This is a genomic window from Egibacter rhizosphaerae (assembly GCF_004322855.1).
GTDB classification, from domain to species: domain Bacteria; phylum Actinomycetota; class Nitriliruptoria; order Euzebyales; family Egibacteraceae; genus Egibacter; species Egibacter rhizosphaerae.
This window is the reverse complement of the sequence record NZ_CP036402.1, coordinates 686,964-701,038: the sequence shown is the minus strand read 5'-3', so window position 1 is coordinate 701,038 and position 14,075 is coordinate 686,964. Positions and strand designations below refer to the sequence as shown.

Sequence of the window (14,075 nt, the reverse complement as noted above, 5' to 3'; positions counted from 1 at the left end):
CGGCCCGGGCCGAGGCCGGCCCACCGGGCGCTATCGTGGCCCGACACGCCCCAGCGGCCGTGAGAACGACCGCGCAGGACCCCAGAGCCAGGAGACGCCTGTGAGCCGCGAGCTGCCCACCGACCCGTACGACGTTCAGAACTACCTCGTCCCGATGGTCGTCGAGCAGACGAACCGGGGCGAGCGGTCGTTCGACATCTACTCCCGTCTGCTCAAGGAGCGCATCATCTTCCTGGGCACGCCGGTCAACGACGAGATCGCGAACCTCGTCATGGCCCAGCTGATCCACCTCGAGGGCGAGGATCCCGACAAGGACATCTCCTTCTACATCAACTCGCCCGGGGGGTCGGTCACGAGCCTCCTCGCGATCTACGACACGATGGAGTACATCAAGCCCGACATCCAGACGCTGTGCATGGGCCAGGCCGCGAGCGCGGCCGCCGTGCTCCTCGCCGCCGGCACGCCGGGCAAGCGGTTCGCGCTGCCGCACAGCCGGGTGCTGTTGCACCAGCCCGCCGGGGGCGCGGAGGGCCAGTCGGTCGACATCGAGATCCAGGCGCGCGAGATCCAGCGCATCGCCGACATGCTCGACGAGATCCTCGCCGTCAAGTCCGGTCAGACGGTCGACAAGATCAAGGGCGACACCGACCGGGACTTCATCATGGACGCCGAGGAGGCCAAGGAGTACGGGATCGTGGACATGGTGATCCAGTCCCGGCGGGCCCAGGAGGCCGAGCTCCGCAAGGCATAGCCAGGGCATAGCCTGCACCGGCGCAGCCGATCCCGGCCCACCGAGCGCCGTTCGGCCGGCCGGCCCGGGCGAGGCGCGTTGATCCGGGACGGACGTCACCTCGCACGGGGCGCGTCCGCTACCATGCACACACCGCAGCGACGGCGGCCCGCGGTTGCCGATCGGCCCGCGGGTCGACGCCCAGCGAGCCAAGGGGATGAGGCCTGCCGATGGCGAAGTTCGGGGAGTCGGGCGACCTGCTGAAGTGCTCCTTCTGCGGCAAGTCGCAGAAGCAGGTCAAGAAGCTGATCGCCGGTCCGGGCGTCTACATCTGCGACGAGTGCATCGATCTCTGCAACGAGATCATCGAGGAGGAGTTCGCCGAGACCCCCGAGGTCCTGCCGGGCGAGCTCCCGAAGCCGCGGGAGATCTACGAGTTCCTGAACGACTACGTGATCGGTCAGGACGAGGCGAAGAAGACGCTCTCCGTCGCCGTCTACAACCACTACAAGCGGATCCGCGTCGGCGAGCCGACCCGCGACGACGACGTCGAGCTCGCGAAGTCGAACATCCTGTTGCTCGGCCCGACCGGCTCGGGGAAGACGCTGCTCGCGCAGACGCTCGCGCGCCTGCTCAACGTCCCCTTCGCGATGGCGGACGCGACGGCGCTCACCGAGGCGGGCTACGTCGGCGAGGACGTGGAGAACATCCTCCTCAAGCTCATCCAGGCCGCCGACTTCGACACGAAGAAGGCCGAGACCGGGATCATCTACATCGACGAGGTCGACAAGGTCGCCCGCAAGTCCGAGAACCCGTCGATCACCCGCGACGTCTCGGGCGAGGGCGTGCAGCAGGCGCTGCTGAAGATCCTCGAGGGCACGACCGCGAGCGTGCCGCCCCAGGGCGGCCGCAAGCACCCTCACCAGGAGTTCATCCAGATCGACACCACGAACGTGCTGTTCATCTGCGGAGGCGCGTTCGCCGGGCTCGAGGAGGTCATCGAACAGCGCCTCGGCCGGCAGGGCGTGGGCTTCGGCGCCGAGATCCGCTCGGATCGCGAGCGCAAGCAGGCGGAGCTCTTCGACGAGGTCCTGCCCGAGGACCTGATCCGGTTCGGACTCATCCCCGAGTTCATCGGACGCTTGCCGGTCGTGTCGAGCGTGGACCACCTCGACCGTGAGGCGCTCGTCGAGATCCTCACGCAGCCGAAGAACGCGCTGGTGAAGCAGTACCAGAAGCTCTTCGAGCACGACGGGGTGCGGCTCGAGTTCGACGAGGAGGCGCTCGGGGCGATCGCCGACCTCGCGATCCTGCGCGGCACCGGCGCCCGTGGGCTGCGGGCGATCCTCGAGGAGGTGCTGCTCAACACCATGTACGAGCTGCCCAGCCAGGACGACGTCGACGAGTGCGTCATCACCGCGGAGGTCGTGCAGGAGAAGGTCAACCCGACCCTCGTGCCGCGTCGCGAGGAGCCCCCGCGTCAGGAGCGCAGCGCCTGAGTCCCCCGGCCGGCCCTCTGCCGCCGGGCTCGGCGGCAACGGCACGCGACGCTACGCTGCCCGTATGAGTCCTGAGACCGCCGCACGGGCCGAGTTGTCGAGTGCGTACGACCCCGCCGAGGTCGAGACCCGCCGGTACGACTGGTGGGAGCGGGGCGGTTGGTTCGAGGCCGAACCCGACGATCCCGGCGAACCGTTCGCGATCTCCATGCCCCCGCCGAACGTCACGGGATCGCTGCACATGGGCCATGCGCTCACGACGGCGATCGAGGACGCGTTCATCCGCCACGCGCGCATGCAGGGCAAGAACGCCGTCTGGTTGCCCGGGACCGACCACGCCGGCATCGCCACGCAGAACGTCGTCGAGCGGGAGTTGGCCAAGGAGGGCACGTCCCGGCACGACCTGGGACGCGAGGCCTTCCTCGACCGGGTCCACGAGTTCGTGGAGGAGTCCGGCGGCACGATCCTGCTCCAGCAGCGCCGTCTCGGGGCCTCGTGCGACTGGCGTCGGGAGGCGTTCACGCTCGACGAGCCGCGCTACCAGGCCGTTCGCGAGGCCTTCTGTCACCTCTACGAGCAGGGCCTGGTCTACAAGGGCGAGCGCATCATCAACTGGTGTCCGCGGTGCCAGACGGCCCTGTCGGACATCGAGGTCGATTACGCGGACATCGAAGGCGAGATCGCGCGCCTGCGCTATCCGGCCGCCGATGGATCCGAGGGCGTGGTCGTCGCCACCACGCGGGTCGAGACGATGCTCGGCGACACCGGGGTCGCGGTGCATCCCGACGACGAGCGGTACCGCCACCTCGTCGGCACGACCATCGAACTGCCGCTCATCGGACGGCAGTTGCCGGTCGTCGCGGACGAGCACGTCGACCCCGAGTTCGGTACCGGTGCCGTGAAGGTCACCCCGGCCCACGACGCGAACGACTTCGAGATCGGCCGCCGCCACGACCTCGGCACGGTCAACGTAATGACCGAGGAGGCGGTGATCAGCGACGCCGGCGGTCCCTACGCCGGCCTCGGCCGCTTCGAGGCACGCGAGCGCGTCAAGGCCGACCTGGACGCCCGCGGGTTGCTCGAGAGCGTCGAGGCTTATACCCACTCCGTCGGTCACTGCTCGCGCTGTGACACCCCGGTCGAGCCCCGCCTGTCCGACCAATGGTTCGTCAGGGTCCGCCCGCTGGCCGACGAGGCCGCCGCCGCCGTGCGCGACGGCCGCACCACCTTCGTGCCCGAGCGCAACACGAAGGGGTTCCTCGAGTGGCTCGAGAACCTGCACGACTGGTGCATCAGCCGCCAGCTGTGGTGGGGCCATCGGATCCCGGCCTGGTACGACCGCGACGGGAACATCCACGTGCGCCGCGAGGACCCCGTCGACGACGAGGTCGAGCGGCTCGGCCTGAGCCAGGACCCCGACGTGCTCGACACGTGGTTCTCGTCCCAACTGTGGCCCATGACCACGCTCGGCTGGACCCGGCCGGGTGACTCGACCCCCGAGCTCGAGACCTGGTATCCGAACGCGGTCATGGAGACCGGCTACGACATCAACACCTTCTGGGTCAGCCGGATGCTCATGATCGGGCTGCACATGACCGGGGAGGTGCCCTTCCGCGTCGTGTTCAACCACGGCATGGTGCGCGACGGCGAGGGCAAGAAGATGTCGAAGTCGTTCGGCAACGTCATCGACCCGCTCGACTTCATCGGGAAGTACGGTGCCGACGCTCTGCGGTTCGCGCTCGTCCGCGGTGCCAACCCGGGCACGGACGTGCCGCTCGCCGAGGAGTGGGTCGAGGGTGCCCGCCGCTTCTGCAACAAGCTCTGGAACGCGGCGCGGTTCGTCCTCGCACACCTCGGTCCCGTGACGCCCCGCGACGGGCTGCCGGCGCGCGCCGGTCTGGCTGTCGAGGATCGTTGGATCCTGTCCCGCCTCGAGGCGGTCCGAGCGGAGGTCGACGCCGCCTACGCCGCCTACGACCTGGCGAAGGCGTCGCGGGCCCTCTACCACTTCGTGTGGGACGACTACTGCGACTGGTACCTGGAGCTCGCGAAGCTGCGCGCCGGCGGCGAGCGGGGCGAGCCCGACGCGCACGATCCGCACGACGCGGAGGCCGCGCAGCGCGTCCTGGCAGTGGTTCTCGACGAGGTCCTGCGGCTGCTGCACCCGCTGACGCCGTTCGTCACCGAGGAGCTCTGGCAGGCGCTGCACGCCGAGCCGGCGGGTGAGGCCCTCATCGGAGCAGCCTGGCCGCCGGGGGAGCCCGGACGGCGTGATCCCGAGGCCGAGGCAGCCCTCGGTGCCGTCCAGGAGGCGGTGACCGCGCTGCGACGGTTCCGGGCCGACCACGGGCTCAGCCCCCAGCAGCAGCTCGACGTCGTGGCGCGGGTGGCGGACGACCGACGGGGCGCTCTCGACGAGGGGCTCGAAGGGATCCGCGCGCTGGCGGGGGTCGCGGATTGGACGTTCGACGATGCGCCACCGGGTGGGCCGGTCGGCGAGGTCGCCGTGGCGGGTGGGGAGCTGCTCGTGCCCTTGGCGGACCTCATCGACCTCGACGAGGAGCGCGCGCGCATCGACCGCGAGCTCGACAAGGCCCGGGGCGAGGTGCGCAGGGCCGAGGGCAAGCTCGCGAACGACTCGTTCGTGCAGAAGGCGCCCGGTGAGGTCGTCCAGGCCGAGCGGGACAAGCTCGCCGAATGGCGCGCTGCCATCGAGCGTCTCGAGCAGCAGCGGGCCGCCCTCTCATGACGTCTCGAACGCACGGCTCGAAGGCGGGTCCGACGTGAGCGACCCGTTCGATCCCGAGGATCCTGAGGAGGAGGGCCCAGAGCCCGAGGGCTCGGAGGCCGCGGCGGACGACGAGGCGGACACGGAGCCGCACGACCCCGCAGCGCTCGGGCTCGGGGAGCGCGAGCCCGACGACCTCGGCCTCGGACCCGAGGACGCCGCTCGGCTCGGTGTCGGCGAGGTCGACCCGTTCGTCGAGGTCGACCCGGATGAGCCCATCGACCTGGACGAGCACGCCGAGGTCGAGGAGACGCTGCCCGCCGGCCCGGGGCCGACGGCGGCCGGCGCGCTCGATGCGCTCCTGGAGCGTTCGGACGCTCTGCCGTCGCGGGATCGCTTGCTGACGCTGCTCGAGCTGCTCGGTCGGCCCGATCGGGCACAGCCGGCCATCGTGGTCGTGGCGAGCCACGGGGCGTCGAGCATCGCGCGGATGGTCGTGGCGTTGCTGGGCGCGCTCGGGTTGACCGCGGGGACGCTCGAGCGCACCCACCTGCAGGACCTGGCGGAACGGTCGCGGATCGCCGCGGGACTCGCGGATCGTGCGTTGCTGGAGGAGCAGGCGGGGGAGCTCGCCCCGTTCCTGCTCGAGGCCGACGATCGCCACCCGGAGCCGGTCACCCGCGACGAGGCTCTGGCCGCGCTCGCGTTCGCGCGCTTCGCCGACGGTCCCGTCGACGTGGCCGTCGTCGAGGCGGGCCCAGGGGGCGCGGCCGATCCCGCCAGCGTCGTTCGGGCCGAGGTCGCGGTCGTCGGGCCGCTCGACGACGAGGACGTGGCCTCCGCGGCCGAAGTGGCGGGCCGCGCCGCGACGGTCGTGCGCGCCACGCTGGACGAGGCGACCGCGGAGGCGATCGACGGGGCGGTGGTCGGGGACGCGCGGCGCGTCGTGGTCGGCCGCGACGCCGCGCTGGTGCAGCGCGACCTCGCGTTGGCGGGTCAGCAGGTCGTGCTGCGGGGCGTGACCGATCTCGTGGACGAGATCTATCTGGCCCTGCAGGGGGCGCATCAGGCGCAGCATGCCGTCGCCGCCCTCGCCGCGGTCGAGGGGTTCCTCGGGTTCGCTGGCGGGCTCGATCCCGAGGCACTGCGTGAAGGCTTCGCGGGCGTTCGCGCGCCGGGGCGCCTCGAGGTGGTCCGCAGACCCGAGGAGTCCACCGTCGTGCTCGACCTCGCCGACCGGGCTCCCCGCACCCGTGCGTTGGCTCGCGCGCTGGAGGACGAGTTCGCCTTCCGCAATCAAGTGATCGTGGCGGCACCCTCGGCGGAGGCCGATGTGGCGGCGTGCCTGCGCCCGCTGCTCGGTGCGGCCCGCCACCTGGTGGCCGTGCCCGCTCCCGGCGCCGCCGACCCCGAGCGGGTCGCCGCCGCCGGTCGGGCGTTGGGCGCGAGCGTCGAACTCGCGGCCGACGCGACGGCGGCGCTCGACCTCGCCGGCGGCGTCATCGGTGAGCAGGACGCCGTCGTCGTCGCGGGAGTCCCCGCGTTCGTCGGACAGGTCCGCGCCGCGCTGGGACTCGATCCCGCCTGAGCAGACGACCCACGCCCGGACTGCCGGTTTGGGGCATCACCTGCTCCGACCTCTAGCATCCCCGCCCGGTCACGGGACATCCCACACACGAACGGAGCCCCCATGAGCGAACGAACCCTGATCCTGGTCAAGCCCGACGCCGTACGCCGCGGACTGACCGGCGAGGTCATCCGGCGGATCGAGGCCAAGGGCTTTGCCATCACCCGGCTCGAGCAGCGGCACATCAGCCGCGACATCGCCGAGCAGCACTATGCGGAGCACGCCGACAAGCCCTTCTACGCCGGGCTCGTCGACTTCATCACGAGCGGCCCGCTCGTCGCGATGATCGTCGAGGGCGAGGGGGCCGTGGCCGGCATGCGGCAGCTCATGGGAGCGACCAACCCGCTCGAGGCGGCCCCCGGCTCGATCCGAGGGGACTACGCGACCTCGATCGGCGAGAACCTCGTCCACGGGTCGGACTCGATCGACAACGGCGAGCGCGAGATCGGGCTGTTCTTCCCCGATGCCTGAGCTCGGGACGGTGGTCGTGCCCCTCACGTAGACGAGCGGGCGCTCCACAAGGGCGACCCGGCGAATCTGGCCGTCGCGCCGGCAGCGGTGCTTGGCTGACACACGAGCCCGCCAGAAGGAGCGATCCGTGTCGACGACCCCGACGACGCCAGCGACCCCGACGCCGCCCACGAGCCCGACGACCCCGACACCGCCAGCGACCCCGACGCCGCCAGCGACCCCGACGCCGCCGACGAGCCCCGCCGTCCCGGCCGGCGCCTGCTGTCGCGATTGCGCGGTCGCGGGCGCACGGACCCTCGATACCGAGCCCGCGGCACGGCGCCTGCAGGTGCGGCGCCCCGAGGATGCCGTGGGAGTGGTCGCGCCTCTGCTCGCCCAGCGGGATCGCGAGCACTGTGCGCTCCTCGCGCTCGACCGCAAGCACCGCCGACTCGCGCTGCTGATCGTCTCGGTCGGCACCGCCGACCACACGTTCATGCGGCCCCGGGAGATCTACCGCGATGCGTTGCTGGCCGGGGCCTCGGCGGTCGTGGTCGCACACAACCATCCGAGTGGTGACTGCACACCGTCGGCGGACGACCGTCAGGTGACCCGGCGTATCGCGGAGGGCGGCGAGCTCCTCGGGGTGGAACTTCTCGACCATCTGGTCGTCGGTGACGCGCACCAGTGGACTAGCCTGGCCCGCCTCGGGGTGTGCTGAGGGCTTCGCGCGATTGTGCGCCGTCTGAAGGGGGGTGTACGCTCCGACAGTCGGTGGCCCGTGAAACGGCGGCTAGGCTATGCAGCCGCAAGCGCTGCCGAAATCGTCCGTCGATGGTGGTCGCGCGGCACCGCTGCCGAGCGCGGAGAGACTACGATTCCGTGCCCGGGCTGATTCGCCCTCTCGGCGCTGGGCGGCATCAGGGTGTCACCGCCACCGTGCACCGTGGGCTCGGTCACCCACCACCCACGTACCGGACGCCAACCGTCCCGTCGTTCACCGAGGTTTGCCGTGGCACAGCAGTCGGTCTCCAACTTCCAGCTCTTCGGCCGGGACATCGCCGTCGACCTGGGTACCGCGAACACGCTCGTCTACGTGCGTGGTCGAGGGATCGTGCTCAACGAGCCGTCGGTCGTGGCCACGAACACCAAGACCGGCGAGATCCTCGCCGTCGGTTCCGACGCGAAGCGGATGATCGGCCGCACGCCCGGGCACATCATCGCGATTCGGCCCTTGAAGGACGGCGTCATCGCCGACTTCGAGGTAACCGAGAAGATGTTGCGCTACTTCATCCAGAAGGTCACCAAGCGCCGGTACTTCGCGATGATGAACAAGCCGCGCGTGGTGATCTGTGTGCCCAGCGGCATCACGGGGGTCGAACAGCGCGCGGTCGAGGAGGCGTCGATCCAGGCCGGCGCCCGCTCGGCCTACATCATCGAGGAGCCGATGGCCGCGGCGATCGGTGCCGATCTCCCGGTCCACGAACCCGCCGGCAACATGGTGGTCGACATCGGCGGTGGCACGACCGAGGTGGCGGTGATCTCGCTCGGTGGGATCGTGACGAGCGCGTCGATCCGTATCGGCGGCGACGAGCTCGACGAGTCGGTCGTCAACCACGTGAAGAAGGAGTACTCCCTCATGCTGGGGGAGCGCACCGCCGAGGAGATCAAGGTCGCCATCGGCAGTGCCTTCCCGCTGCCCGAGGAGAGCCACGCCGAGATCCGCGGACGCGATCTCGTGACCGGGCTGCCCAAGACCATCGTCATCAGCGCCGAAGAGGTGCGCCGGGCGATCGAGGAGCCGGTGAACTCCATCGTCGACGCGGTGAAGAACACCCTCGACCGCTGCCCGCCCGAGCTGGCCGCCGACATCATGGACAAAGGGATCGTCCTGACCGGGGGCGGCGCGATGCTGCACGGGCTGGACGAGCGCTTGAAGCACGAGACCGGGATGCCGATCCACACCGCGGACGACCCGCTCGATTCCGTGGCGATCGGCTCCGGGAAGTGCCTGGAGCAGTTCGAGCGCCTGCGCCGGGTGCTCATCTCGAGCTCCCGCGCATAGGCTCTCGTGCGGGAACCTTGCCCGTCCCTCACGCGTCTGAGCAGGCGGTGTCCGCTCGGTCGACCTCGTCGACTGCTGGGCGGCGCCGCCCGGAACCCACCCCTGACCGATCGCGAGCGAGCCGATGCCGGAACGACGCCGTAGCCGAACCCTGCTGGCGGTGCTCACGCTCGTCGCGCTGCTCCTGATCACGTTCGACTACCGGCAGGGCGACAGCGGGCCGATCGCCGAGGCGCAGCGGGGAGCCCTCGTCGCGTTCGCTCCACTCCAGGAGGGCTTCTCCCAAGCGTTGCGTCCCGTCGGCGCCGTTCTGTCCGCCGTCGGCGACCTCGGCAGCATGCGTGCCGAGAACGTGCGCCTGCAGCAGGAGGTCGAGCAGCTCGAGGAGCAGCTGCCGAGCGTCGCCGACCTGGAGCGCGAGAACCGCGAGCTGCGCGAGCAACTCGAGATGCGTGAGCGGTACGAGCTCGAGACCGTCGCCGCCGAGGTCATCGGTGAACCGCCCGGTGAGCAGGGCCACTCGATCATCGTCGACAGGGGCGCGGACCAGGGAATCGCGTCGGGCATGGCCACCGTGTCCACGCGGGGACTGATCGGCAAGGTCACCGAGGTGACCCCCGAGTACGCTCGCATCGAGTTGCTGACCAGCCCCAATGCCCGCTACGCGGTCCGTGTCGCCGAGTCGGGTGAGACCGCCCTCTTGCGCGGGCAGGGTGCCCAGCCGTTCCAACTGGAGCTGCTCGACCCCGAGGCTGACGCCCCACAGGGCAGCGAGGTCGTGACTCGCACGTTCCAGACCTCGACGATCCCCGACGGCCTGCCGGTCGGGGAGGTGTCGAGCCCGGACGAGGCCGACGTGACGAGTCCACGCTTCCACCAGGTCCGACCGTTCGTCGACTTCCGCCGACTCTCGACGGTGCAGATCGTGCTCGACGCCGAGACCGCGCCCGGTCGGTTCGACCCTTCCGACATCGTCGACTCGCCGGAGTCCTCCGCACCCGACCCGCCCGACCTCGAGGAGGAGGACGACGAGGACGACGACGAGGAGGGTGAGGACGGCGACGACGAGGACAACGACGATGAGGACAACGACGACGGGTGATCGTTCGCGGTGTCCTCCTCGGGTTGGTGTTGCTCACCGTGCTGCTGCTGCAGACCGTGGTGGCACCCGCCATGACGATCGGCGGTATCGCGCCCGACTTCGTCGCGCTCACGGTGCTGGTCCTCGCGGTGGTGGAGGGGCCCGGCAGCGGCCTGCGGTACGGGTTCGTCGGCGGACTGGCCGTCGACCTCCTCGCCGCGACTGACACGATCGTCGGCGCGTCGGCGCTGGTCTTCCTGCTCGGCGGCTACGCTGCAGGCCTCACCCGCCCCTACATCGCCGGCAACCCGTTCGCGGGCGCCGTCCTCGTCGCCGGGATCGGAACGGCCGTGCTCGTGGCGATGCGCGTGCTGCTCGGCTTCGTGCTCGGCGTGCAGAGCGCGACGCCCCTCACCGTGCTCGTCGACGCCGCGCTCACGGGCGTCTACGGGGCGGTGCTGAGCCCCATCGCATGGTTCGTGCTGCGCCGGCTGCTCGGCCTCGTCTCGACGTCTTCGGGCTGACGCCGGAGAGGTCGGCGGCGCACCGAGAGCACGCGGTCCCCTGCCCGACGATGCGGGCTCCGTTCGCGACATGCCACGGCCAAGGTGTCCCCGGTGTAATAGCCTTCGATCGTGCCTTCGCTGAACGTCCCCGCCGCGACCGATCAGGCCGAGAGCACCAGGCTGCGCCTGGTGTTCTTTGCGTTGCTGCTCGTTAGTCTCTTCGTGCTCCTGTTCGCGCGGATGTGGTACCTGCAGGTGATGGCGGGCGCCGACTTCGCCGATCGCGCCGAGGGCAACGCTGTCCGGACGGTGAGCATGGAGGCGCCGCGCGGGAAGATCCTCGATCGCGAGGGGGAGCCCCTCGTCGACAACGAGTTCGTCTACGTCGTCGGGGTGCAGCCGGCCGAGATCGACGACGACGAGGAGGAGGACGTCTACGAGGACCTGGGCGAGGTCCTCGACATGGACGGCGACGAGATCGCGACGGAGATCGAGCGGTCGCGCGTCAGCCCTCTCCGCCCGCGCCCGATCGCGGTCGACGTGCCCGAGGAGGTCGTCCTCTACATCTGGGAGAACCAGTCGACGCGATATCCGGGGGTCTACGCCGAGCGGCTGCCCCGCCGGACCTATCCCCAGGGAGACCTCGCGAGCCACGTGCTCGGATACGTCACCGAGATCGGCGAGGATCAGCTCGCGAGCGAGGCCTACGAGGACTACCGGGCCGGGGAGCTGATCGGCTCGGCCGGGGTCGAGTCGGGCTACGAGTCCGAGCTGCGCGGCACCGAGGGTCTGCGCCGCCTCGAGGTGAACCCTCGCAACGAGGTGGTCCGCCAGCTCGACGAGGTGCTCCCCACGCCGGGCTCGGACCTGCGCCTGACGCTCGATTCCGACGTCCAGGCCGACACCGAGGAGGCGCTGCTCGAGGGGATCGAGACCGCGCGTCAGGAGCCCGACGACAACAACGTCGCCTCCACTCTGCGCGCCACCGGCGGAGCGGTCGTCGTCCTCGACGCCGACAACGGCGAGGTACGCGCGATGGCCTCGTACCCCGACTACGACCCCAGCGAGTTCGTGGGAGGGGTGAGCACCGAGTACTTCGCCGACATCCAGGATCCCGACAACGAGATCCCCCTGCTCAACCGCGCGATCCAGCAGACCTATCCGCCCGGCTCGGTGTTCAAGGTGGTCACGGCTTCCGCGGCGCTCGAGCACGGGTTCGTCGGCCCGAACGAGACGCTGCCGTGCCCCCCGCAATGGGAGTGGAACGACCAGACGTTCCCCAACTGGTCGAGTGTGGACTCCGGTGACATCTCGATGGCCCAGTCGCTGACCGAGTCGTGCAACACCGTGTACTACGAGCTCGCGCGGGACATGTGGCATGCGGAGCAGGCGAGCGGCGACGACGAGCGCGAGTACCTCGCCGATCACGCCGAGGAATGGGGCCTGGGGGGCACCCTGGGCATCGACCTGGCGAGCGAGCGTGGCGGGGTCGTGCCCGGTCGCGAGTGGAAGCGTGAGTACTGGGAGCAGACGCGCGACCGCAACTGCGCGCTCGCCGAGACCGCACCCGACGGCAGCTACGAGGAGCGCCTCTACACCGAGCTGTGCAGCGAGCAGGGCGCGAACTGGCGCGGCGGTGACGCGGTCAACATGTCCATCGGGCAGGGGGACGTGCAGACCACGCCGCTGCAGATCGCGTCGGTTTACGCGGCGGTCGCGAACGGCGGCACGGTTTTCGCGCCCCGCGTCGCCGACGAGGTCGTCCGTCCCGACGGCGAGGTCGAGGCCGTCGAGCCCGAGGTCGTGAACGATCTCGAACTCTCGGACTCCACCGTGCAGGTGCTGCGCTCCGGACTGCAGGGCGTGAACGAGGACGGTGGGACCGCCGAGAGCACCTTCGAGGACTTCGGCCCCACGATCGCCGGCAAGACCGGCACCGCGCAGTTCGGCGATTCCAAGCAGCCGTACTCGTGGTACGCGGGGTACACGGTCGACCCGGCCGAGGACGGGAGCCGCTACGTCGTCGTCTCGCTCATCGAGGAGGGCGGCGGGGGCAGTCAGACCTCGGCGCCGATCGTCCGGCGGGTGTTCGAGTCGGTGCTCGACGTCGAGGAGACCGAGATCGATCTCGGTGAGGTCACGGATTGAGCACGTACCAGGACCACAACGCCCTGCGGGGCCAGCGCGAGGCCTACCGCAAGCAGTGGCTGTCGGCCTACGCGCCCGCTCGGCAGGTCGACCCGGTGCTCGTGCTCGTCGTGCTCGCGCTGGCGGGCATCGGCTTCGTCTTCATCTACTCGGCGACGGCGCCGCAGCTCGCCGGGACCGAGTACGACACACTGCACTTCGTCAACCGGCAGCTCGTGTCGTTCGCGCTGGGCATCGCGGCGATGGTGGCCGTCACCGCGTTCGACTATCGCGCGTTCCGTGCGTGGGCGCCGGTGCTGTACCTGGTTTCGCTGGTGCTGCTCGGCGTCGTGCTCGTGGTCGGTGAGGACACGGGGCAGCCGACCCGTGCGCTCGTGCTCGGGGGGTTCTGGTTCCAGCCGGCCGAGCTCGCCAAGCCCGCGCTCATCGCCATCCTCGCGGCGCTCTTCCACGAGCGGCGCGAGGAGGCCCTGGGCCTGCGTGCGCTGATCGAGGCCTGCGTGCTGGCGGCGATCCCCATGGTCCTCATCGTCGCCCAGCCCGACCTCGGCACCGCGATCGTCTTCGTCGCGATCACGTTCGCGGTGCTCCTGCTCGCGCGGGTGCGGATCCGCTACATGGTGGCGCTCGGGGTGATCGGCGTCGCGTCGATCCTCGGGGCACTGCAGCTGGACATCCTCGAGCAGTACCAGCTCGAACGCCTGGGCAGCTTCCTGAACCCGGAGGCCGCGGATATCCAGGAGGACGGTTACAACCTGAACCAGGCGCAGATCGCGATCGGCTCGGGGCAGCTCGTCGGCCAAGGGCTGTTCCAGGGGACGCAGACCCGCCTGGGCTTCGTCCCCGAGAACCACACCGACTTCATCTTCACCGTGGTCGCCGAGGAGACCGGGTTCCTGGGCAGCGCTCTCCTCCTCGGCCTCTACGGAGTGCTGATCTGGCGCGGTATCCGGATCGCGATGGGCAGTCGGGACACATTCGGGACGCTGCTGGCCGGCGGCGTCGTCGCGGTCCTCGGCTTCCAGGTCTTCGTGAACCTCGGAATGTCCCTGGGGATCATGCCCATCACCGGGCTCGCCCTGCCTTTCGTCTCCTATGGGGGCACGTCGATGATCAGCATGTTCATCATGGTGGGGCTGTTGCAGAACGTGCACATGCGCCGCTTCCAGTAGCCCGCCCGCCGTGGGCGCGTCCGCGGGGGTGTTCGCTACACTCGCCTCCGCAGGAAGCGGCAGGGCCCC

The 14,075-nt window shown here is 70.3% G+C and carries 11 protein-coding genes; all 11 read left to right on the top strand.

Annotated features, from left to right (window positions below; translation table 11 throughout):
• Positions 1-154 precede the first annotated feature (154 nt).
• Positions 155-751 carry an ATP-dependent Clp protease proteolytic subunit gene (locus ER308_RS03240; protein ID WP_131156876.1) on the top strand — a complete coding sequence of 199 codons (597 nt, stop codon included), beginning with the start codon at positions 155-157 and terminating at the stop codon, positions 749-751.
• A 209-nt stretch (positions 752-960) separates the two neighbouring features.
• A complete protein-coding gene (clpX, locus tag ER308_RS03235; RefSeq protein WP_131153666.1) occupies positions 961-2,229 on the top strand; it encodes an ATP-dependent Clp protease ATP-binding subunit ClpX in 1,269 nt (422 codons plus the stop codon).
• A gap of 64 nt (positions 2,230-2,293) precedes the next feature.
• Positions 2,294-4,978 carry a valine--tRNA ligase gene (locus ER308_RS03230; protein ID WP_131153665.1) on the top strand — a complete coding sequence of 895 codons (2,685 nt, stop codon included), beginning with the start codon at positions 2,294-2,296 and terminating at the stop codon, positions 4,976-4,978.
• 34 nt (positions 4,979-5,012) lie between these two features.
• A complete protein-coding gene (locus tag ER308_RS03225) occupies positions 5,013-6,545 on the top strand; it encodes a glutamate ligase domain-containing protein (protein WP_131153664.1) in 1,533 nt (510 codons plus the stop codon).
• A gap of 102 nt (positions 6,546-6,647) precedes the next feature.
• The gene (gene ndk, locus ER308_RS03220) at positions 6,648-7,055 is read left to right on the top strand and encodes a nucleoside-diphosphate kinase (RefSeq protein WP_131153663.1); all 408 of its coding nucleotides are present in this window, start codon (positions 6,648-6,650) and stop codon (positions 7,053-7,055) included.
• Between the two features lie 127 nt (positions 7,056-7,182).
• Complete coding sequence (locus tag ER308_RS22910) at positions 7,183-7,755, top strand: JAB domain-containing protein (RefSeq protein ID WP_131153662.1); 573 nt, start codon at positions 7,183-7,185, stop codon at positions 7,753-7,755.
• Positions 7,756-8,046: 291 nt separating this feature from the next.
• Positions 8,047-9,099 carry a rod shape-determining protein gene (locus ER308_RS03210; RefSeq protein ID WP_131153661.1) on the top strand — a complete coding sequence of 351 codons (1,053 nt, stop codon included), beginning with the start codon at positions 8,047-8,049 and terminating at the stop codon, positions 9,097-9,099.
• Positions 9,100-9,259: 160 nt separating this feature from the next.
• Positions 9,260-10,201 (top strand): rod shape-determining protein MreC, encoded by a 942-nt coding sequence (mreC, locus tag ER308_RS03205; RefSeq protein ID WP_165491779.1) that lies wholly within the window; start codon positions 9,260-9,262, stop codon positions 10,199-10,201.
• Complete coding sequence (gene mreD / locus ER308_RS03200; RefSeq protein WP_131153659.1) at positions 10,198-10,704, top strand: rod shape-determining protein MreD; 507 nt, start codon at positions 10,198-10,200, stop codon at positions 10,702-10,704. Before mreC ends, mreD begins: the two co-directional genes overlap by 4 nt.
• A 111-nt stretch (positions 10,705-10,815) precedes the next feature.
• Positions 10,816-12,834 (top strand): penicillin-binding protein 2, encoded by a 2,019-nt coding sequence (gene mrdA, locus ER308_RS03195; protein ID WP_165491778.1) that lies wholly within the window; start codon positions 10,816-10,818, stop codon positions 12,832-12,834.
• Complete coding sequence (gene rodA, locus ER308_RS03190; RefSeq protein ID WP_131153657.1) at positions 12,831-14,006, top strand: rod shape-determining protein RodA; 1,176 nt, start codon at positions 12,831-12,833, stop codon at positions 14,004-14,006. Before mrdA ends, rodA begins: the two co-directional genes overlap by 4 nt.
• Positions 14,007-14,075: the final 69 nt, after the last annotated feature.

Excerpts from the sequence above, each read along its gene's own strand:
- ER308_RS03240 (WP_131156876.1), top strand. The coding sequence starts at position 155 with ATGGTCGTCGAGCAGACGAACCGGGGCGAGCGGTCGTTCGACATCTAC.
- clpX (WP_131153666.1), top strand. The coding sequence starts at position 961 with ATGGCGAAGTTCGGGGAGTCGGGCGACCTGCTGAAGTGCTCCTTCTGC.
- ER308_RS03230 (WP_131153665.1), top strand. The coding sequence starts at position 2,294 with ATGAGTCCTGAGACCGCCGCACGGGCCGAGTTGTCGAGTGCGTACGAC.
- ndk (WP_131153663.1), top strand. The coding sequence starts at position 6,648 with ATGAGCGAACGAACCCTGATCCTGGTCAAGCCCGACGCCGTACGCCGC.